We start from the raw sequence: 21,452 nt of genomic DNA, 5'->3' as shown, positions 1-21,452 counted from the left end.
GAATTATGTTTAACAAGATTCAAATATATATTAACTTTTTCATACCCCAAAAATATTACTCTGCGTCAGCTTTTCTACGAACGATGAAATATGCAACACCTGCAACGATGAGAATACCACCAAGAATGTAGAAAATAGTTGTACCAATTCCACCTGTTGATGGAAGAAGTGATCCTGTCTTATCAAATACTGTTGCAACAGCTGTTGTAGACTCTGTTGGAATAGTTACAGACTGAGCATGCTGATATTCATTTCCTTTTTCATCTTTTGCAGTTGTTGTAAGAAGATTATAACCTGTAGGGGCTGTTGTCTCTTCAAGAATATATGTTTCAGAATCAAGTCCTTTTATTACAATAGCCGCTGTATCTTTGGTAGTAACTTCTGAAGTTGTTCCATTAGGATCAACTGTGTATGTAAGACCATCATCTGAAACAGTAAATGTCACTTTAGATCCATCTGCACTTCTATATACATTAAATACCGCTCCCGGAAGAAGTGTTGTTGTTCCGTCTGCATACTTATAAAGTGTAAGCTTGTATGTCTTTGTCTCAGTTGTCTTGTGGGTTGTTTCAGTATTATTACCATACTTAAGGTAAGCTTCGTTCTTGTTTACATCCGAATAAATAAGAGCATCTGCATTAAGTGTTGCTTTATAGGTAATTGTTACAGTTGTATCTTCTGCAGGTGTATCAAAAGACATCTTAAAGCTGTGCTCTGTTGTTTCGTCAAGAGTATAAGCATAATCTGCACCATTTGCATCAACAACCTCAAAGTTATCTGCGTCAAGTGTAAGACCATTATCCAATGTATCTACAACCTGATAATTGAGACCGCCTTTTTTAAGCTCTACTACTATTTTGTACTCAATTGTGTCACCAATCTGAGCATCATTTCCTGTAAGATCAGTTATCTTTGTTGAACCTTCTGTTACTGTCTTATCAAGTGAAGGAACATCATTCTTTTCAGTTACAGTTGCAGAAGGAGTTGTTGTATCAACTGCAATAGCTGTTCCAAGAGTTGTATCAATCACATAGTAGCCATAGTCAAGACCTGAAACTGTAACAGACTTAGCTGAATCCGAAGTATTTTTTACAGTTTTATCAGCAGTCACACCAGCACTGGCTACATATTCAAGAACTAACTTGCCAAAGTTTTTAGCATCATCTTCAGTTGCAAGTCCTGTTGTATCAAGAATACCATTATCTCCAACTGTGAAGAACTGACTTGCTGCACCGTATGCCTCACTGGAATAAGTAGCAAATCCTGCAAAATTCTCTGCAAGTGTATAAACACCACTTGAGTATTGTTCGTTATCATCTGTGTCACCTGCCGGAGCAAAATCAAACACCTTATAAAGGCTATATTCCTGACCTGCTGCTGCATTAGAAATTGTTATACTGCCTTCGCCTGCTGCAAAAGCTGTGAGTCCCATTCCGAGTACCATTACTGATACAAGGAATCCCATTAGAAGTTTTCTTATTGCTTTCATTTTTCCTCTCCTTTGGATCTTGTTGTTTGTGTTTTTGATATCACTTTATTTTACGCAAAAGCGTTTGCTTAAATGCCTTCGGCATGTTAAACCTGATTAACCATGTATTATTTTTAAATAATACATATCCTAATGCTGCCAGTATCATTAGCACTATTCCATACACGTAAAATGGAATACTTCCCACTCCTCCGGTAGAAGGAAGCGTATTTGTAACAAGCGTTCTATTAGTTATAGTTACGGTACCATAGCTTATATCATCTGTTCCGACACTCATGCTATACCCGGTATCACAGTAATCTATGCCATCAACATCGATTTCGCTCTGTCCATTGCCAGAACTTTGCACTCCATTGTAGGTATAAATTACTTCAAATGTTCCCAGATACTTATCATCCTCTTTTACGCAATACTCATACTTGTTGCCATTTGAATCCATAAGTGGAAGTCCTGTAACTGTTTTAGTCCAGTTTTCAGAGGAATTACTACTTGGTAAAAGCAGTATTGGTTCCCCGTAAACAGTCCATGTTTGGCTTCCGGCCACCCTTTGCCATATATATAGCGTTAGAGAAGTATGATTAGCTGAATCATCATTCCCATCATTGGTCAGCCACTTTTTTACAACTGTAAGACTTCCTGAAATTTCGTTATTAAAAGCAGTAGTATATACTGACCCTACAGTGTAATTAGCGTAAAAAGTATTATTATAGCTGGTTGATGTATCCGGATTTGTATCTAAATACAATTCACACTCTGCAAGTACATTATAAAAATCTTCATCACTTGCATAAGTCACATCCGCACCAAGATAATAGAAATCTTCCGTCATAGTAATACTTGAGCTTGAAGAATAGTAGTAGTAATACCATGGATTAACCATATTGCTGCGCAGATATGTTTTCTCAAAAGTTGTATACTTCTTGGATACAACAACTCTCAAATATATCACAGACTCATCATATGCAACTCCATCTATTCTCGTATCATCCGTAACATACTCAGTTATCTTATAGTAATATGTACCCTCATACCTAAACGGTATATCTTCAAATTCTGCAATAGCAGTATATGTTCCGTCTGAATTAAGTGTAGCATCACTTCCTGACACCGTTACTGTAGATACCACTTCAGTTGAGCCATATGCCTGCGGCATTGGTTGTGAAGAAAGAGTTACTGCATCGCCTTCAGAATCATAAGCTTCATACCCTGCAGCCTCGATTTTAAAGGTGAATTCCATATCATCTTTCCACATTCCACCCGTAAAGTTTTTGGATACCTGAATCGGTCCTATAGGAATACTGTAATAATTACATACCTGAACAGTCTGTGTATGAGAATCATTATCGATATCAGTACTTCCAACCTTTACATAATTTGGGCCCTCATCATAGTGATTACTAAGGTCACATGAATAAACCATCCTGTAGTTGTTTCCACCTGTGCCATAACTTGTAGCAGATGAAGACTCTGCATCCTCTGTTACATCATATTTTGTCACACGTGAAAGGTTACTGCTCTCTATAGCTGTGCTGGTATTGGTAGATGCATCATATGTAAATGTCAACCCATCTGCAACTTCTTCTACCGTATATGTTCCTGAAGGAATACCTACTACAGTCCACTGTGCACTTCTGTTGTAATATACGTCATATGTATTGCCGGTTTCATTGCAACTTGAGTCATATTCCACAGCAGTATGAGCATCACTAACACCACCTGTAAAACCAGTAAATACAATATAATCCCCAGACGAATTATTTGTAATTCTAAATACAACGTTGGATAAAAGAGCTGATCCTGTATTATCCCTTACAAATCCGGATCCATAATCATTTACTACCATCTTATGGATACGAAGATTTCCTGCTCCTTCATTGTAAAAAGCTACCTTTGAGGCATCAGAAATCTTATTTGCTGACTTCTTGGTCTTAGCACTGGCAACACCACTTATTACCTTTGTAGCAACACCAGACTCGATCAGATCTATATACCCCTTTTCTGTACTATCTTCATAGTCATAGTTAAAATAGTAAATGTTCTGACTTGTGGTAAGAGGGTTATCTATTCTTACAATTATGTAATCATTATCCTTAGTTGCTGTAATGCTGGAAGTTGTTGCATCAGAAATATCATTCTCTGTAATTACGAGGTAAATTCTTTCATTTCCGGCACTATCCGTTGTAATATAGTTATTTTTATAAGCAAAAGAATATGTGATATTTTTTCCATCATTTGTAAGTGAGTCAGTAAGAGTTGTCAAAGCACCGCTTGAATTCAAAACTCTTACTGTAAACGTAAACTGAAGATTCCCCGGATCTGCGCCATTTAAATACTTGTAAAGTGAAATCCCAAGTTCTCCACTCTTCGTTGCATTATCGAATACCGGAATATTATTATCGCTATAAATGTCATTATTGTCTTGATTAGTATAAACACTTGTACAACTCTCATCTGTATAATAGACCGGTGCACTTACATGAAAATACTTAGTTGTTGTACCACTATTAAGTAATTGGCATGTGACAGTTACTTTTGCATAATAAACAGTTTTATCTGCGCTATAAGCATTTCCGGAATCATCAGTAGTTCCATATGTCTCTGCGATTTTATAAATAAAACTTTCACTTTCACCTTCAGAGCTCACACTGGTGTACTGATAGTTTGAGCTTGTCTTACTACTATTGCTGCCATAAGAAATTGAACTAAATAAGACATTATGCGGTGCATCTTCACTGTTAGTAACAGTTTCTATTTCGGTCCAACCATCACTTGATGATGAATCCTTTTTGTACAATGTAAACCTGAATCCTGAAACAGTTGAAGCTTCACCATCTATGGTCTTATAAGCTTGAAACTGCGCTGTACTACTTATCTGTTTGATATCAGTGTAAGTATTATGCCATTCACCACTGGCAATAACTACATTTCCAAACACAAGCCATCCGGATGATGTAGAATAATTAATCCACTTTGAATCACTTCTTCCTGAAATGAAAACACCACTTACAGAACCTGAACTTTGAACTTCAGGAGCATTTATAAAATTCCATATGATTGTCTGCGAAACAGCATTATATGCATTAGAGCCGGACAATGTGTCAGAACCTATAAGATTACCACCATCAGTACTTACTGAATACTTTTGAAGATAAACAGTTTTGTCCGATATGACATTAAATACAATCACCTGATCGGAATTTTTATAAATACGCAATTTATCTGCTTGCGCAAGATTTGACATATCATCAGCATCTAATGTCACATAATATGTTCCCGCTTCATAGTTTCTAATATCTACACTATATTTTTGTGAACTACTATTGTAAACAAGTGATGCTGTATCAGATCTTGAAGCTAATTCCTCAGATGCATCCATTGTATAAGTCATCATATCTTCTATAACAGCATCAATTTCATCAGTTGTATAAGCTGTATCAAATGCCAGATATGTTGCACCAGACGCATGCGTTATCTGAGAAGTATAGTCAGAAGGGACTATAAAATAGGCTTTTTCACCCTTAATTTGGAAATTTCCACTTACAGCACCTGCCATAAATGTTTGTTCCACAGGATTTGTCATATCATTTCCAGAGTGAGATGTTGTTACGGCCTCCTTAACTGCAAAGTTAGTTTCTGACTCTCCAATAGTAATTGAGTTTGCAACAATACCAAAATTAATCGAATCACCAAGTACTGTTTTAAATGTATCATCACCCGGTTCATGGCTTTGATATGCGACAACAGCAAATACAGAGAAGCTATCCTCGCTAAACTCAATTTTTTCAGAAGATGAAACTTCAGCTGTTGCATCTGTAAGAGTCTTAACCTCAATATCTTCAGAACTAATCTCAGTTGCTTCAACAGTGCTTGTTATTTCTGACTGTTCTTTTACTTCTGCCTTGATTGGAAGATGAACTACTGTTATATCCTCTTCACTTGAAACAGCAAGTTCGTTTGTAAGCTGATTATTAGTAAACTCGATGCTTATGCTCACAGCGCCCTCTGCAGGCTGTATTTCCTCGCCTTCATACATAAAGGCAATATCATACATAAGTGTATTATTATCTGTATATATGTTTGCATCCTCAAGACCTGCATCATCTGCAATAGACTTGGCATTGTCATTAAGAGCATTCATATAAGCATCATAGTTATAGCCATTAGTGTCGCTAGTAATCTGAGTTACAACAAGCTGAGCATCATCAGGAATAGCCCCGGGTATCTGAAGCTTGGCTGTAATCTTAAGTCCAGAGTTGACATCTTCGTATTCAAACTCGGTCTGTGTTCCAAGGGAATAAACAAAATTAATAACTGTATCTTCTTCAAATGCGATATAGTTTTCACCATCTGTGGTGTATGAATATACTGTAACTGAAGTCAGCTCATCTTCACTTTCTTCATCTGTCATTGACAAGGAAGCTGCACTATCCGAAGCTTCTTCAGATTTGCTATTCTTAACGTATCCTTCAACAGTTTCCTTTTTGAGTCCCTTTATGATTTTATTGTTAACTGTTGCTTCAACGTATGAATAAACTGCAGTCCTAAAAAGTCCTGTTTTTACCTTCACGTCATCATAAGGCGGATTCTCCGGATCATCTAACAAAAGTTCACTGTCAAATTCAGGAAGATCTATCTCTGTATAGTTTTCCGAATCAATTTCTTCTCCAAATTCATCCACAAGAGTTGCTTTAATACTGTACTCATTTACATACTCGATATCTTCATCTATTTTATCTGTTGACGATGCCTCACTTGAAGCTTCAGCCGCAACAGAAAGTCCTGAAGAAGCGGCACTTGAAGCATCTGCGGCTACCTCTACAGTTGATGCTGATGAAGCGCTTGAAGAAATTCCAGACTCACTATCAGAAGAATCACTGCTTGATGCCATATCACTTATTTCTGCAGTTGATGATTCTTCAGAACTATCTGCTTTCTGCGATTCTATGCTTTCATTTGATTTATCAGTTTCTTGTGTACTATTACTTTCTACTGAATTGTCGGTTTCTTCCGGCTCTTTGTTTTCATTTGCGCTTCCCTGTGTTTTTTCATCACCGGATTCTGCCTGATCAGGCTCGCTTTCGCCTGATAAATCAACGTTTTCACCCTCGCCGTCACTAATCGATGACTCAGATGTTTCATTTTCCTCACTTTCCATCTGTTCAATAAGTCCCTGCTCAAAATTATCATCAGCAGTTTCCAGAACGATTCCAACCTGTCCTGCTCCCTCTTCAGTCATGGCTGTTGCCGGTTTATTAAGAACATATAACGTTACCGTTCCTGTTAAAAGAGATAAGCAAAGGGCGTATGTGAGCCATTTCTTATAATTCTCATGCTTTTTTATGTACTTTTGTGCGCGTTTTTCTGTATCCTGCCGCATAAATAGTCCCTCAAGTATGTTTTATAAGTTAATAATCAAAGACCACCAAACAAATTGAATGGAAATACTCTAAACACAACCTTTCCTATAAGCTGTTCCTTCGTAACGCATCCTACCACGCTACTTCTTGAATCTATTGAAGCACTTCTGTGATCCCCCAATACAAAATATCTGTTTTCCGGAACCTGATAAGGAAATGTTAAATCTGTTGGCTCAAGACTTTTATCTGTAACATATTTTTCATCAAGAGCCTCCCCATTAACAGATACATTACCTTCACTATCTATATTTATCCAATCTCCGGGTGAGCCTATTACTCTTTTCACCAAAACCTTGTTGTTATAATAAAAAGCAATCAGCTCCCCCGGTTCAAAACCGGAACTGTTCTGGGCTATGACAATCTGTCCTGTATCAAGCGTAGGAGTCATGGAATCACCGCTTATCTTAAGTACAGTGATAAAAAAGCTTGAAACCAGTACTGCCAAAGCTGCCACAACAACTACTACAAACAGCGTATTCCTAAGAACCGTTCTATATTCCTTTTTATTGTTCTCCCTTTTGAGTTCTTTTTTTAACTCCTCAATGGAAGGTTTCAAATTTTTATCTTCACTCATCAGTTTTCTCTGTTACTTTTTTCTTGCCTGACCTGCGTTTAAGAGTCTTTTCTTCTTGTGAAGGCTCTTCATTAAGCGGTCCGTATTTCTGCTCGGCCTGTTTTTCCATTAGTTTAATCTTCTTACGCGATTCCTCTATTTCCTGCATAAGCTGTTTATATTCTTCACCGGCGCTCTTTTTTAGCGTCTCCACATACAAATCTGCGGATTTTTGAGCCGCCTCCATAATTCCGCCAAGCTGTATTGATGCCTCTGCAAGAGACTTGGAATTTTCTATCTTACTAAGTGCATCATCAACCTGCTGCTGAAGTTCTGCCTTTTCCCTATTCAATCTGTTCTTGAGTCCGGCAATATCTTTGTCAAATTTTTCCTGCATCTGAGCCTTTTGTTCACCAAACTTGGCTCTCATCTGTGCTTTTTCTTCTTCAAAGTTATTCAGCATTTTTGCTCTTTCCTCTGCAAACTCATGCTGAAGCTGAAGTTTTTCTTTATCAAGCTGTTCTTTGTATTCCTGTTCGTGTCTTTTGGCCGCCTCCGCTTCCTCGGAGTAAGTGATCATCATTTCCAAAAGATCCGCTCTTGAAAGCTTCTTTAAATTAATATCTGACATACTGCTCCTTATTCAGGGTAAAAAAATAAGGTATTTTACGACTTCACCGCGTCGCAAAATACCCTCTGATAAAATATGGCTAGGCTTTGCATCGCTAAATGACCAGTCGCCGGAATTACTTCCATGTACACCCTGATACCACCTGTATCAAGGGTTCATCCTTGAACTAAATACGTACCGTAATCCTGCAAATAAAAAGACCGTCTGCTTGTCACAGTCCGGTCACCACAGTGCCTCGAACTGGCACCAGCAACTGGCTGTCTGTCACATACCTATGTGATTAAGACCCTTTAGCTTTGCGTCACCGCTTTCCAGCGGCTTTGCCCTAATATCATACTATACAAAAAAAATGTCTTTTAAGTATCCAATTATGATGTCGTTATTGCTTGTAATGTTGAATATACATCATAGCACACATTTTTACAACAGTTTTTTCATACTTTTTTCACAGTTTCCATTAAAAAAGAGCTGGAATCCGCTCCAGCTCTATGAAACAAAATTTTATACTTTTTTTATATTTTTCCAGTTTCCTAATAGTCAGTTTCCGAAAAACGTTAGCGCTTTAGTGATCTTAAAATCTGAAGCATTTCGTCAGATGTAGTAATAACGCGGCTGTTCGCCTGGAAACCACGCTGAGTTGTTATCATATCCGTAAACTCTTTTGCAAGGTCAACATTACTTCCTTCCAAAACGCCTGATGACATATATCCGCCGTCGCTGGTAATATCCATATATATTGGATTTCCTGAGTTAGGCGATGCAGAATAAAGATTATCACCAACTTTTTCAAGTCCCATGGCGTTATTGAACTCAGCAACAACAATGTGTGCAATCTTTACTGTCTGCCCGTTAGTATACCTTGCATAAACAGCTCCGTTGTCAGTAATGGATATTCCGCTCATTTCGCCGTTTTCATAACCTTTATTAAAGCCCTCCGTATCACCTTTATATCCCGTTATCGATGATGAATGAGTCCAGGCATTTCCGGCATAATTCGAAGTGTTTGAAAAATCAATCGAAAGCGGACCTATTACAGAAGCATCACCTGTAACTGTGAATGCAACAGTATCAGTACTAACATCATTGATTGTTGAAATCCGACCGGTATGCTTGTCATAAACAAGATTCATTTCTGTTGCGGAATCAAAAGCTATTGTATTTCCCGATGAATCCTGAATTGATGATAGATTCATTGTAAATGTGTTATCCTCAGTATCCCCTCCATCAGTCAGTTGGAATTTCAAAGAATATGTCTCGCCATCGCTTCCGTATACTTCAAGCGTCAACGCTTTTCCTTCAGCAAGATTTGTATCTTCACTGTCGATATTTCCCGAGAAATAGGCTGCTGAAGTAGCTGTCCCTGCAATTGTTTTGGTATTATCTGTTATAAGAGCAAGGGGTGCCTCAACTGTAACTCCGTCAGTAATTTCGCCATCTCCCATTACACCCATCACATAAAATCCATTATTTTGTGTAACAAGGCAACCATCAGAATCAATTGTAAAGGAACCATCACGGGTATAATTCACCGTCCCCGAAGAGACATCCGGACTGACGCAAAAAAATGAATCGCCGGTTATCATAAGATCAAACACATTGTCTGTCAGAACAGCTGATCCCTGCTTGGTAATATTCATATTTATGGAACTGACTTTTGATCCAAAGCCCACCTGTGAAGCGTTCGTTGATCCCAGGTTGTCACTTGCACCGGTACCTGCTTTAACAGTCTGATACAATATATCGGAAAATCCGGTAGCCTGTGACTTATATGCAGTAGTGTTGACATTGGCAATATTATTACCGATAACATCCATTTCAAGCTGGTGAGTTTTAAGGCCGGCAACTCCGGACCAAAGAGATCTCATCATAGAACACGCACCTCCAAAAAATTTTCCGCTCACATTTCATATGCCGAAGTAAAGTTTCATAACGAAAATCATAGATTTTCCATCTTATATAAACATCCGTGTTCCAATCAAAAAACAGGCAATCCATGCCAAAAAGAAAATCATGATACTGTTTGTCACATCATATATCGGAAAGTTCATTATATTTATTTAGTTTTTATTTCAGATTTTTTGCATTTTTCTTTTGCACCATTTAACAAGTAATGTATAATTAACCGTAACAGTAAACACGTCCATATTTTTACTGATTATAAAAGGTGCGGAGATTATCAGATGGATTACAAAGCAGATGGCAAAGATACTTTAAAAGAAGAAATAAAAGATATTGTTGATTTGATACTGTCAGACTACCAAAAAGCGAGGGATATCGATCAGATGGATGTCTACAACCAGCCTGATCGAGACGCTGTAAAAGACATAGTAATTAAACTGATCAGAATCCTCTATCCCGGCTATTACAGGGATAAAGTATACAAAAGCTATAACGACAGCAACAGGATTGCAGTTGTAATTGAAGATGTTATATACAACATGCAAAAACAAATAGCAATTGCTTTCCATCACAGTCCTGATTACAAAAATGCTACAGATGAAACTTTAGAGTGTGGCGCAAGATGTATTACTCATGAATTTTTTAAACAGATACCCAAGATTCGTGAGTTCCTTGATACCGATCTTCAGGCATGCTATGACGGCGATCCCGCAGCGTACAGCAAGGGTGAGATTATCCTCTCCTACCCGGGACTTACGGCTACAACGATCAACAGAATCGCTCATGAACTATATCTGTTAAAAGTTCCGCTCATTCCAAGAATGATGACTGAATATGCTCACTCTAAAACAGGAATAGATATTCACCCCGGAGCAACCATTGGCAAATACTTTATGATAGATCACGGAACAGGCATTGTTATTGGCGAAACATCTATCATCGGGGAACATGTAAAAGTATATCAGGGTGTTACCATCGGTGGTTTGTCAACTCGTGGCGGTCAGGCTCTAAAAGGTGTAAAGAGGCATCCTACTATTGAAAACAATGTAACCATCTATTCAGGTGCGTCAATTCTTGGCGGCGAGACAGTAATTGGTGCCGACACTGTAATTGGTGCAAATGCATTCATAACAGCTTCCGTTCCGTCCGGAAGCCGCGTAAGCATGAAAAATCCATGCGACTGCGAAGATAAATAATGTATTACTGTATTATATAAAAAAAGAAATACTGCCTGCACAGAACCATGTCTGCGCAGGCAGTATTTCTTCGCCCATCTACAAAGACGTACACTATATTAATTAGATGAGGATTCAGAAGCTGCTTCTACAGATGTTTCAGTTGATGCTTCATCAGTTGCCGAATTTTCTGCATTTGCAGTCTCATCGGATGTCGCTGCTGAAGCTTCAACAGATGCTTCAACTGAAGCTCCTTCTGTTGCTTCGGCAGATGAACCGTAATTATTCCAGATAACCCCTCCGGCTACACCTACAACTGCCAAAACAAGAACAACAATGCAAACAATCTTTGCAATTTTCTTTCTCTTTTTCTGCTTGGCAAGTCTCTCTTTTCGACCTGCCTTTTCTTTCTTGTAAGCGTCTATTTTTTCCTGACTCATACCCTTTTCCTTCTTTCATTATTCAAAATAACATCAGAAGGTATTATATCACAAACTCACAGCTTGAAAACATATTTGTAACCGCAGCTTTATACTCACCCTTACTACGTGATTTACGAATAGCCTTAAGGTATTTTTCACAATCTCTGAAGTGCACATGAATAAATGCCCAATGTTCAAGCATCTTAAAAATTACATTTTGATCCTCAGGAATATACTCGGCATAGGCATCATATAATCTATCCAGATAAACGCGAAGTTCATCAGCTTTCAGTACTTCTCCACCGGCAATTTCTCTGGCAAGTGCGGGATTAATAATAAGACCTCTTCCAAGCATAAAACGGTCAACCAAAGAAATACATTTATTATCAGTACTTCCTTTTATCTCGCCACAATGCTCATCTATGATTCCGGATATTTTTTGGAAATCGGAGGCAGAATTAATATCTCCATTATATACAATCGGTGCCGCGCCACCATTCTCACGATACACTCTTACCGCCCTGCAAAAAGCCTCAGGTCTTATCTGCCCTTTATAATAATCATCCCTCACTCTTGCATGTATTGTAAGTTCACTGGCCGGGTATTTTGCCAAAACCTTCATTATCTCAAGACTTTCTGAATCATCATGCATACCTAGCCTTGTTTTTAATGAAAACTTAATCTGCAGATTTTCTTTATCAATCGTATCAAATATCTCGAAGAGCATCTCATCAAGCTTGTCTGTATCCTCCAGCAGACCGGAGCCCTTATGCCTGTTCACAACTGTAGCTACAGGGCATCCCATGTTGAGATTTACTTCATTATATCCAAGTTCATGCATTTTCCTGGCAGCCCATACTATCTGCTCTGCCTTATTTCCCATGATCTGCGGAACAACTTCATTTTTATAATCGGAAAAGGAGCTGCAAAATTCCGGAAGTATATCCCTCTGCTCCCTTTTTTTGAACTTGTAGGTTCTGGCTGTTGAAACAAACGGAGTAAAGTACTTATCCAGAGCATTTCCAAACATCTCTTTATGTATATTTCTGAGGGGATAAAGAGTTATCCCTTCCATAGGCGCAAAATATAATTTCATCTTTTCCTCTGTTAAAATTAAATATCCGACCTGTGGATCAAACTGGCAAGTCGGATACATAATACATATTAAATAAATGGATTATAAAATCTGTTTCCATCCCAAAATGTTATTATCATAGTTGCTGCAAAAAAGCAAATTATAAAGGCCAGCACCAAATAATCAGCGGTTTGTAATGACCGCTTTGAGTACCAGGTTCTTTTCTTTTTCTTGCCAAATCCTCTAAGCTCCATGGCATTACTTACAACATCTATTCTCTCCATGGTGGTAAAAAGAAGCGGAAAGATTATAGCCGAAGTGTTTTTGATTCGTGATAAAAGATTCCCTTTTGAACTCATCTCTATGCCGCGGGCTTCCTGAGCATTTTTTATTTTATGGTACTCATCCTGAACGTCAGGAATATACCTTAGTGCAATTTCAACAGAATAAGCAATCATATAGGGAACACCGATTCCGTTTAATGAAGCAGCCAGCTCGCTTGGATCAGTCGTTACAAGAAAAATAAAAACCGAAGGAATCACGGTAAAGTATTTAATGAACACATTAAACTCGTAAAAGAGCTGCTCTTTGGTAAGTGTATATCCTGCAAACAGGTGTGCTATATCCGTTCTGCTCCCATAAATCTCACATCCCTGAAATGGTGCAAAAAAGAATATACATACCAGATTTATCACCATAAAAAACATGATCGCGATAAACACACTGCTCACCTGTTTCCATTTGGTGCCGGAGATTATATATACTATAGCTCCGATGATGATCATTGCAATTAAAATTCTGGTATCAAAAGTAAGTGCACTTGCAAGGCACCAGAGCAAAAAGAACACAAGCTTTGTGAAGCCACTGAGCTTATGTATCGGAGTATTCTTTTTTTCATATGAAATCATTCTGCTCATTTTTCTTGTTTCCCGATGGCTCTCTCAGATTCTATAAACCTTGCCACAAATTCATCGGCTTCTTTTATATCACATTTTTGGGCAAGATCATAAAGAGAAGTTCTCTTCAAATATGCTCTTTCACATATCCCGTCATTTGTCAGTACTTCCTCCGGCTTAGCATCCATTAAAAGTCTTCCGTCTGTCAGAACCAAAGTTCTGTCGGTATATTCCAGCATCAGATGCATATCATGAGTTATCATCATGATTGTGACAGGAAGTTTTTTTCTGATATCACACAAAAATTCCATGATTTCTGTGTAGTGCTGATAATCCTGTCCGGCTGTAGGCTCATCCAAAATAAGAAGTTCAGGATCAAGCACCAGAATAGATGCTATTGAAACTCTTTTTTTCTGGCCAAAAGAAAGAGCTGACACAGGCCAGTTTCTAATGGGATAAAGGCCACATATCTTAAGGATATTATTAACTCTTTCTTTTATCTCGTTTTCAGGAACACCTCTTACCTCAAGTCCCAAAGCCACTTCCTCATAAATCATAGGCTTTGATATCATCTGATTGGGGCTTTGCATGACATAGCCAATTTTCTCACCGCGTTCCTTAATTGACTTTTCCTTGAGATCCTGACCGTAAAAACTGATTTTACCGCTATCAGGCTTGTAAAATCCGCAAATTAAAGAAGCAAGTGTTGACTTGCCGGCGCCGTTTTTGCCTACGAGAGATATCATCTCTCCTCGTTTTATATCAAAGCTGACATCTCTGATGATCTGCCTGGAAGCATCATATTTAAAACTGACACCCGAAACAGAAAGAATTGTATCAGCCATACTTTTCATTCTTGAAATATTGGAACTTTCAAACCACTCTTTTACCTTGGACTTATACTCTCCCACATCCATGGTTTCGATGTGCTGAGGATGTGATGACGGCTTAAGTTTTGCTCCTGCTGCCTTCAATGCTGCAATATACAAGGGTTCTCTAATCCCATGACAGGGTAAAAGATCTGTGCAGAGCATCTCATCCGGATGCATATCTGCAACTATCTGTCCATCTTCCATCAGAACAATCCTGTCGACATCCTTGTAAAGGACATCTTCAAGCCTGTGTTCTATAATTATTACCGTCAGATCCTCGCGTTTTAAAAGCTCATCAATAAGTGCAATAGTTCTTTTGCCTGTTGCAGGATCAAGATTTGCAAGAGGTTCATCAAAAAGCAGAACCTTTACATCAAGTGCCATTACTCCACCAAGAGATACTCTCTGCTTTTGTCCGCCTGAAAGAGCACCGGGAGCATTGGAAAGAAAATCCGACAGTTCAAGCTTATCTGCCACATCTGCAACTTTTTCAACCATTTCTTCTTGCGGCACATTATCGTTTTCGAGAGCAAAAGCAAGATCCTCTGCTACAGTTAAAGCAATAAACTGCCCATCTGTATCCTGCAGAACAGTTCCAACAGTTTGTGACATACCAAAAACTCCGAGTTTGGACGGTTCCTTTCCATCCACTCGGAGACTACCGCTCATGTCCCCCGCAAAAGAGCAGGGGATAAGAGCGTTCAGGCAATGTGCCAGTGTTGACTTTCCTGATCCGGACTGACCGGCTATCAGCACCTTTTGTCCTGGATAAATTTTAAGATTAATATTTTTAAGCGTGGGCTGTGTCTGCGCACGATACTTAAAAGAGACATCCGAAAATTCTATAATTGGGGATGCTGTATTCAAAAATTATTCCTCCACCTTCAAATCAGAAGATTTTCCGGAAATTCCGGAATATACTGAAAGAAGGATTGTACCAAGAACTCCTATTATAATTACATTTCCAAGAAATGCAAATGCTCCCTGAGCAAATACCTTGTTTGCAGGTTCTGAATACACAAGTATATCAAGAACAGGAGCGACTACTATCCATGCAACTGCATTAGCTACAACCTGGATAACATTAAAGAAAACTATATTCTTGGTAGTACCAAATCCACCTTCCCTAACTGCAAACTGTTTAGCGAACATTCCAACAGCAATTCCGACAACAGCTTCAGGGAATACCCAGCTCCACCATACTGAGCCATAGAAAATAGCATCACCAAGCGCGTGGCCCAAAAGACCAATAACACCTCCGACTACAGGTCCAAAAACAGCTGCAAAGAAGGCCATGATTGCCATGCGTGGCTGAAGAGCCGTATTCGGAACAATCACAAGTGGAATCTGGACGTTTGTAAGTACTACAAAAAGTGCAGTTCCAATACCCATAGCAACAACTTCTTTAATCCCAAACTTTTTTTCCATCACCTTTTCCTCCATCAGGTTTTATCTACTTTGCTCATTTTAATACTTCTGCACAAATTCCTCAACAGGCATTGCCTTATTAATGCTTTTTTTGCCTCAAATATCAAGAATTATTTTCACTTTTTTTAACCACCTGAATATAGTTTTATAGTATCATGATATTAGAGGAAATAAACATAATGCATGAATCCACTAATATCAGTTACGGTACAGGCACCGTGACCATAAATGCCAATTCAGACAGTCTTACAGAAGTTGCGGCTCCCACTATAAGAGTCGGTGATTATGATGAGCTGATTATCTCCTGCCTGACAAAAAAAGAACTAAATGATGTGTTTGATGGTGCTCCATGTGAAATTACATTTAATTATGTGATGCTGGATGAGGCTCCATCAGCTCAAGTCAAAGCCAAGTTTGATGAGTTCATTGCCGGTGATACTTCCCTTAGTAGCTTCAGCAAAGGCTTTTATATGGACGTCACCGCTCAGAAAACCATAGATTCAGATGTAAGCATTGACATATATAACTTGAACAATGCGATAGAACTTCAGATTGAAATTCCTCTTTTTCTAAGAAAGGATGGCAGAAGTTTTGCCTGTATTGCCAACAACATGGGTGTTTGCGAAGTTTTAGAGGATGCTGACGAAGAAGCTGATACCCTTTCGGTATCGGCAGACTGTGTCGGAAGCTATCTGCTATTGTATAAAGATTCATCAATATCACCGGAGCATAACAATACGACTCACCGGCCCACTCAGTATATTTTCATTCTTGGCATAATTGCACTTTTAGCCCTTTGGTTTGCCATAGACAAGCTTCATAAGCAAAATAAATAAGCTCCTCACTTATGTCTGTGAGGAGCCATTTTATGTTTAAATATTTATAAACTGTTTTGTACTGTCATTTAGCTTTTCTGTTACGTCGTTGTTAGTATCCATTGCAGAACTGATACCTGTAATCTCATCAACAATAAACTGAGAATTTTCAGCTGACTGATTTATCGCCTCCGAAGCCTGTGATACTGACTCAGATATAGAAGATACAGAACTTGCCATCTCACCCATAATCGAATTCAGGTGTTGTGTCTGATCTGATATGCCGTCGAGCATATCATTGATAAATTTTGCAGTTGCCTCATACTTTTCACCTGTATCCACAAATGCATCATAGTCAGCAAGTACTGTCGTGTTAATGAAATCAAGCACCTGCATCGCATTATCCGCAAGAGCTTTAACCGCTGCTGTAACTTCATTGCTTATGTTCTGGATGTTTCCTGCAGTCTGTCTTGAATTTTCAGCCAGTGAACTGATCTCTTCTGCTACAACAGCAAACCCTTTTCCTGCCTCGCCTGCTCTTGCAGCTTCAATTGAAGCATTGAGAGCCAAAAGATTGGTCTGTGATGCAATATCCAAAATAACATTTGTAAGTTCATTGATCTGCGCAACTTTTTCACTATCCTTAACGGACTGTTCAAGCACTCCTGAGAGTTCTTCCATCTTGGTTCCTGTATTGTCTTTTTTGCTCTGAGCGCCCTCTTTTATTTCGATTGCCTCTGCCCTGATTTCCTCAGCCTTGGCAGTACCATCTTCAACGCCTCCGTTTATACTGTCTGTAGCATCCTTAACATCGCCAAGCTTTTCGTTCATTACACTTGCCGTATCAGAAACATTCTGCATACTTGCAGACAATTCTTCAAGTGCAGCTGACGTATTTGTAATATTATCGCTTGCGAGCTGAATCTGTGTAGTCATATTCTCTGAAGATTCAGTCAGTGTCACCGTTCCGTCTTTTACTTCTTTTAAAATAACCTGAAGAGTTTCAATGAAATGGTTAAAGCCATCCTTTACATGAACAAGTTCTGACGAAGTCTGTGTCTGTACTCTTACAGTAAGATCTCCCTTATGATTTCTGATATTGTTGATAATATCATTTATCTCATCAGCAATAAGGTTAACTTTTCTTCCTACCATTCTGTAATTAAATATAAGGAATGCAATTATAGACAAAATATATACGAACATAAGGACATTAACAACAGTAATGGCAGAATTGGCTCTTGCCTGAACACGGTTATGAGCCTCTTCTTCAATTAACACCAGTTCCTGATTGATAACTTCAAGCTGCTCTTTCATATTGGCAAGCTGAGTAGAGGCATCTCCGTATACAACTCCAAGAATTGTGTTCACGTCACCTGACTGAGCTGCACTTATTACACTTGTATACCCGGTTTTATATCCGGAATAGTTTTCTTTTAAAATTGAAAGTGCTTTTTGCGCATTACTACCACTTTCTGTTATAGCGGCAAAAGTTGTTTCCAATCCGGAAACTGCCTCATCCATCTCGGTAAGACATTGCTGCATTTCGGGAACTTTTGTCTCAAGCTGCCCCAAAGAAACGATGGTATCGTACATAGATGCCAAGGCAAAACCATCATTATCAAGAATTCTCATATCAACTTCAAATACTCGGACATCTTCCATAACCCCTTCAACTGTCTTAGATGTTGAAATAGATGTATTTGTGATATTCATCATCTCAGTTGTAACAATTGCAATAGAAACAATAAAAAGAACGAGCAAAGCAATATATGTAACTGCGCTCATTCCAGCAACTGTTTTTATAAGCGGAATCTTTTTAGTATCTTTATTCGTTTCATTATTAGCCATTATCATTCTCCTTTTTTCACTATCTGTACCAATAATTCAACATCGCGCATAAATATTTTATCGCTTTTACAAGAATAAAAATACACTTTTATATTTATTTTAGAATAGTTTTATACTCGTTAATAAAAGGGTACAAAAAATCTTTCTATCTCTATTTTTAAGAACCACTTAGGAACCACTTTTTTAGGTTGAGACATGCCGACAAACTCGGAACTGCTTCGCTTGTTCCTCGTTGCCGCGGCGTTCGCCGTATGCACAAAACAAAGCGGACAGCTATTCTTGAGTAAACTCAAACAGCTGTCCGCTTTGTTTTGTGCGCATGTCTCACTTTACACGCAAATCGGAGTGACGTGATTCGAACACGAATGATAAGACTCCGAAAGTAGCATAGAAAGGAGGTTTGACGGCACCGACTTGACCTTTGGTCAAACATTTGGTCAAACACTTTTCTCCTGTTCTTTTTATTCTTTACCATTATTCTCAGCTATCATAGCATTTGGCTCAACAGTAGTAATCTGCTCATCTGTATACTTCTTATGTCTAAATAGTCTGCGTCTAACACCATTTACTACTTTATCTTTGAGCATAATAAAGCAATAGATACCGCCATAAGGTGTATTCTTCTCAACACAAAAAGTCTTAATCACGCATGGACTATCTTCTCCATTACGATGCTTTATAAATATATAGACGGTCTTGTTACGCTCTTTAATATAACTTTTGATAATATAATCACATGAAATAATTGAGTTGTTTCTTGGAAAATCCTTTGGAGAATATATGTATACAATATTGTTTATATCCAAATATTCCTCAAGGCAGACAGCCTCAGAGATTCTTAATTCTATATCTTTTTCATCATGTGAAGAGCCTTTATAAAACACACTCTTTCTTAAATAATCATCAGTAATAGGCTTTTTTTCATCTATTATCCACGGAATAGTTTTTGACGCCTGTTTAGGTACAGATAAATCAGTCAGGTAATGAAGTCCAATAGCATGCTTGAAATCAGCATACTGAAAATCTATTGTAAATACTTTTACTTTCTGTTTTAAAGAAACATGATAAATATACTGTGTATTATTATCTATAAGCGCCTTAAAATTCTTGGCGCACTCCTGTATTACTTCCATTAAAAATCCTTTCACAACAAAAGTCCCGCATCGCTGCAGGACTTTTTGTTAATGCAACTTTCTTTTCGCTTTCGCTAGATGGTTCGTGGTAAGTTGCCACCCTTAGGAGCCTCCATGTTCACCGCATGCCATCACGGATCCCACTTCATCAACTATCGTGTCTTATATGGGGCACGAATCCCAGCGAAGATTTTTTATAAGCTTCTTCTTGCTTAATCACATTATAGAAAGTAAGAATACTACAGTCAATATGTTATCTTGATTTTTAATGAAAGTTTCACAGAAACTAGTGCTCTGCCTTTGAGCTACAATCCACATAAAGAGGGTAGATGTTTCACTACCCTCTATCAGCTGCTTTTGTTGTTAGTTACTGCTCTACAAAGATAAATGAGATAGATATAATTTCAGGTTCTGCATCATCAGTATAAGATACCAATACAAAACAACCAAAATCCTCATTGTATTCTACAGTGTAATCTGATGAAACATTAGGGAAGAAAATACAAGTATTGTCACCTGATGTCTCTTCAAAATATGGTGCTACCTCATCTGAAGTAACTGTACTAAATACAAACTCATAGTCCTTGAAAGTCTCATCGTTGAAGCCATCCTCATCACCACAGCTCAGAGCTTTAAATGATACATGTACTGATGTGTCATTCTGATTGCCTTCTACAAGATACACGTTGTATCTTTCGTTAGTTTCTGCACACTTATTATATACTCTGTATTCCTTGACAATAGTTGCTTCAGCAAGCTGCTCTTTTGCTGACTTCCCTGTTGTCTCAGCAGATACTTCTTCAGTTGCTTCATCTGCTGATACTTCTTCTGTTGCTACCTCAGCAAACTCTTCTACTGTTGCCTCTACAGTTGCTTCCTCAACAGATGTGTCTTCAGTTCCATATTCAGTTGTTGCGGATACTGCTGTATCCTGCGTTGTAGTTGTTACTACTTCCTGTGAGCCACATCCAACAAGTGCTCCAGTTGCAAAAAATACAGTTACTATAAGTGTTACAAAATTCTTTTTCATAATCCCAATTTACTCCTTAATAAAAAATAATACTATGACGATTTTAATTCACATATCTTGTAAATACAAGATATTTATATTGTAATTCTATTCTATATTCTGTGCACAAATATATATAGAATTATACAAGAGGTGCGGATTATGTTAGAAATCAAAAAAGAGTATTCGTCATACGTTAACAAAACATTTAGACTTCCTGAGGAAATAATAAACCGTCTCGAGCAAGAAGCCAAAGATAACAATACTTCATTAAACAAGGTAGTCATTCAATGTTTGGAATATGCCATTCAAGGATTAAAAAGTGATTGATCATTAGAGTCGCATCATTGGCGGCTTTTTATAGTGTGTTTATAGTATGTTTATAATCGCTTTATTGAGAACACCTTTGATTCATAGTATAATTACACCATCGAAATATACTTCTATATTTATAAAGAGAGTTGTTCTAACTCCTTAAGAGTATCATTACTCATTATAATACGTTATGGCTCATAGTAGTATTTATGAGCATCTTATACTAACACGTGCAAAAGTAGTTATTGTTTGTAGGTGTTTTTTTATTTCTTATTTCTAATCCCTATACCAAAATAAATCAATTATCAAACTTCAATGTATCAAATCGTCAAAAAAGTCCAGCTAAGAAATGTCAAGGAGTAAATTGAAAATGTTAGAAATTAGCCATTACCTGCATTTTGGGTAACCTTAATAAAGCTAATTCATTTATAGCACATTGAAAATGACAAATTAGATATCAGGCAGCTTTTGT

16 protein-coding genes and 1 riboswitch are annotated in these 21,452 nt (G+C 37.9%); of the genes, 3 read left to right on the top strand and 13 right to left on the bottom strand.

Going from position 1 to position 21,452, the window contains the following annotated elements; genetic code table 11:
• Positions 1 to 55 precede the first annotated feature (55 nt).
• From J6O61_RS09720 to J6O61_RS09700, 5 genes are all read right to left on the bottom strand, one after another.
• Positions 56 to 1,489 carry a SpaH/EbpB family LPXTG-anchored major pilin gene (locus J6O61_RS09720; protein ID WP_292212463.1) on the bottom strand — a complete coding sequence of 478 codons (1,434 nt, stop codon included), beginning with the start codon at positions 1,487 to 1,489 and terminating at the stop codon, positions 56 to 58.
• Between the two features lie 40 nt (positions 1,490 to 1,529).
• Complete coding sequence (locus J6O61_RS09715) at positions 1,530 to 6,866, bottom strand: Cna B-type domain-containing protein (protein ID WP_292212462.1); 5,337 nt, start codon at positions 6,864 to 6,866, stop codon at positions 1,530 to 1,532.
• Between the two features lie 35 nt (positions 6,867 to 6,901).
• On the bottom strand, positions 6,902 to 7,480 hold the full coding sequence (gene lepB, locus J6O61_RS09710; protein WP_292212459.1) for a signal peptidase I: 579 nt from the start codon (positions 7,478 to 7,480) through the stop codon (positions 6,902 to 6,904).
• The gene (locus J6O61_RS09705) at positions 7,473 to 8,090 is read right to left on the bottom strand and encodes a hypothetical protein (RefSeq protein ID WP_292212457.1); all 618 of its coding nucleotides are present in this window, start codon (positions 8,088 to 8,090) and stop codon (positions 7,473 to 7,475) included. The genes lepB and J6O61_RS09705 overlap by 8 nt, the downstream gene beginning before the upstream one ends.
• A 245-nt stretch (positions 8,091 to 8,335) precedes the next feature.
• Positions 8,336 to 8,425: riboswitch (cyclic di-GMP riboswitch) on the bottom strand.
• Between the two features lie 219 nt (positions 8,426 to 8,644).
• Positions 8,645 to 9,958: a flagellar hook protein FlgE gene (locus tag J6O61_RS09700; RefSeq protein ID WP_292212454.1), complete on the bottom strand. Its 1,314-nt coding sequence runs from the start codon at positions 9,956 to 9,958 to the stop codon at positions 8,645 to 8,647.
• A 312-nt stretch (positions 9,959 to 10,270) separates the two neighbouring features.
• Between J6O61_RS09700 and epsC the strand changes: the two genes are divergently transcribed.
• On the top strand, positions 10,271 to 11,185 hold the full coding sequence (gene epsC / locus J6O61_RS09695) for a serine O-acetyltransferase EpsC (protein ID WP_292212451.1): 915 nt from the start codon (positions 10,271 to 10,273) through the stop codon (positions 11,183 to 11,185).
• A 98-nt stretch (positions 11,186 to 11,283) separates the two neighbouring features.
• On the opposite strand, the gene J6O61_RS09690 is transcribed toward epsC, so the two are convergent.
• From J6O61_RS09690 to J6O61_RS09670, 5 genes are all read right to left on the bottom strand, one after another.
• Positions 11,284 to 11,604: a hypothetical protein gene (locus J6O61_RS09690; protein WP_292212448.1), complete on the bottom strand. Its 321-nt coding sequence runs from the start codon at positions 11,602 to 11,604 to the stop codon at positions 11,284 to 11,286.
• 43 nt (positions 11,605 to 11,647) lie between these two features.
• Positions 11,648 to 12,682, bottom strand: a complete 1,035-nt coding sequence (locus tag J6O61_RS09685) for a tRNA dihydrouridine synthase (protein WP_292212445.1) — start codon at positions 12,680 to 12,682, stop codon at positions 11,648 to 11,650.
• A 68-nt stretch (positions 12,683 to 12,750) separates the two neighbouring features.
• Positions 12,751 to 13,578, bottom strand: a complete 828-nt coding sequence (locus J6O61_RS09680; RefSeq protein ID WP_292212442.1) for an energy-coupling factor transporter transmembrane component T family protein — start codon at positions 13,576 to 13,578, stop codon at positions 12,751 to 12,753.
• Positions 13,575 to 15,296 (bottom strand): ABC transporter ATP-binding protein, encoded by a 1,722-nt coding sequence (locus J6O61_RS09675; RefSeq protein ID WP_292212439.1) that lies wholly within the window; start codon positions 15,294 to 15,296, stop codon positions 13,575 to 13,577. Before J6O61_RS09675 ends, J6O61_RS09680 begins: the two co-directional genes overlap by 4 nt.
• Positions 15,297 to 15,299: 3 nt before the next feature.
• Positions 15,300 to 15,857 (bottom strand): ECF-type riboflavin transporter substrate-binding protein, encoded by a 558-nt coding sequence (locus J6O61_RS09670; RefSeq protein ID WP_292212436.1) that lies wholly within the window; start codon positions 15,855 to 15,857, stop codon positions 15,300 to 15,302.
• Between the two features lie 155 nt (positions 15,858 to 16,012).
• Here J6O61_RS09670 and J6O61_RS09665 point away from each other — a divergent pair, with 155 nt between their 5' ends.
• Positions 16,013 to 16,693 (top strand): hypothetical protein, encoded by a 681-nt coding sequence (locus J6O61_RS09665; RefSeq protein WP_292212433.1) that lies wholly within the window; start codon positions 16,013 to 16,015, stop codon positions 16,691 to 16,693.
• A 36-nt stretch (positions 16,694 to 16,729) separates the two neighbouring features.
• On the opposite strand, the gene J6O61_RS09660 is transcribed toward J6O61_RS09665, so the two are convergent.
• The 3 genes from J6O61_RS09660 to J6O61_RS09650 form a co-directional block, all read right to left on the bottom strand.
• Positions 16,730 to 18,523, bottom strand: coding sequence for a methyl-accepting chemotaxis protein (locus tag J6O61_RS09660; protein WP_292212429.1), 1,794 nt, complete (start codon positions 18,521 to 18,523; stop codon positions 16,730 to 16,732).
• Positions 18,524 to 18,984: 461 nt separating this feature from the next.
• A complete protein-coding gene (locus tag J6O61_RS09655; RefSeq protein ID WP_292212427.1) occupies positions 18,985 to 19,656 on the bottom strand; it encodes a PBECR4 domain-containing protein in 672 nt (223 codons plus the stop codon).
• Between the two features lie 367 nt (positions 19,657 to 20,023).
• On the bottom strand, positions 20,024 to 20,686 hold the full coding sequence (locus J6O61_RS09650) for a hypothetical protein (protein WP_292212424.1): 663 nt from the start codon (positions 20,684 to 20,686) through the stop codon (positions 20,024 to 20,026).
• A gap of 141 nt (positions 20,687 to 20,827) precedes the next feature.
• Between J6O61_RS09650 and J6O61_RS09645 the strand changes: the two genes are divergently transcribed.
• Entirely contained in the window at positions 20,828 to 20,995 is a 168-nt protein-coding gene (locus J6O61_RS09645; protein ID WP_292212422.1) for a hypothetical protein, read from the top strand.
• The last annotated feature ends 457 nt before the right edge of the window (positions 20,996 to 21,452 follow it).

Origin of the sequence: Butyrivibrio sp. (assembly GCF_017635265.1) — a bacterium.
GTDB lineage: Bacteria > Bacillota > Clostridia > Lachnospirales > Lachnospiraceae > Butyrivibrio.
Note: the sequence above shows the minus strand (reverse complement) of the source record. Positions and strands in the feature narration are given on the sequence as shown.

Bases quoted from the DNA above. Each gene is read 5' to 3' on its own strand.
- J6O61_RS09720 (WP_292212463.1), bottom strand. From the start codon at position 1,489: ATGAAAGCAATAAGAAAACTTCTAATGGGATTCCTTGTATCAGTAATG.
- J6O61_RS09715 (WP_292212462.1), bottom strand. From the start codon at position 6,866: ATGCGGCAGGATACAGAAAAACGCGCACAAAAGTACATAAAAAAGCAT.
- lepB (WP_292212459.1), bottom strand. From the start codon at position 7,480: ATGAGTGAAGATAAAAATTTGAAACCTTCCATTGAGGAGTTAAAAAAA.
- J6O61_RS09705 (WP_292212457.1), bottom strand. From the start codon at position 8,090: ATGTCAGATATTAATTTAAAGAAGCTTTCAAGAGCGGATCTTTTGGAA.
- J6O61_RS09700 (WP_292212454.1), bottom strand. From the start codon at position 9,958: ATGATGAGATCTCTTTGGTCCGGAGTTGCCGGCCTTAAAACTCACCAG.
- epsC (WP_292212451.1), top strand. From the start codon at position 10,271: ATGGATTACAAAGCAGATGGCAAAGATACTTTAAAAGAAGAAATAAAA.
- J6O61_RS09690 (WP_292212448.1), bottom strand. From the start codon at position 11,604: ATGAGTCAGGAAAAAATAGACGCTTACAAGAAAGAAAAGGCAGGTCGA.
- J6O61_RS09685 (WP_292212445.1), bottom strand. From the start codon at position 12,682: ATGAAATTATATTTTGCGCCTATGGAAGGGATAACTCTTTATCCCCTC.
- J6O61_RS09680 (WP_292212442.1), bottom strand. From the start codon at position 13,578: ATGAGCAGAATGATTTCATATGAAAAAAAGAATACTCCGATACATAAG.
- J6O61_RS09670 (WP_292212436.1), bottom strand. From the start codon at position 15,857: ATGGAAAAAAAGTTTGGGATTAAAGAAGTTGTTGCTATGGGTATTGGA.
- J6O61_RS09665 (WP_292212433.1), top strand. From the start codon at position 16,013: ATGATATTAGAGGAAATAAACATAATGCATGAATCCACTAATATCAGT.
- J6O61_RS09660 (WP_292212429.1), bottom strand. From the start codon at position 18,523: ATGGCTAATAATGAAACGAATAAAGATACTAAAAAGATTCCGCTTATA.
- J6O61_RS09655 (WP_292212427.1), bottom strand. From the start codon at position 19,656: ATGGAAGTAATACAGGAGTGCGCCAAGAATTTTAAGGCGCTTATAGAT.
- J6O61_RS09650 (WP_292212424.1), bottom strand. From the start codon at position 20,686: ATGAAAAAGAATTTTGTAACACTTATAGTAACTGTATTTTTTGCAACT.
- J6O61_RS09645 (WP_292212422.1), top strand. From the start codon at position 20,828: ATGTTAGAAATCAAAAAAGAGTATTCGTCATACGTTAACAAAACATTT.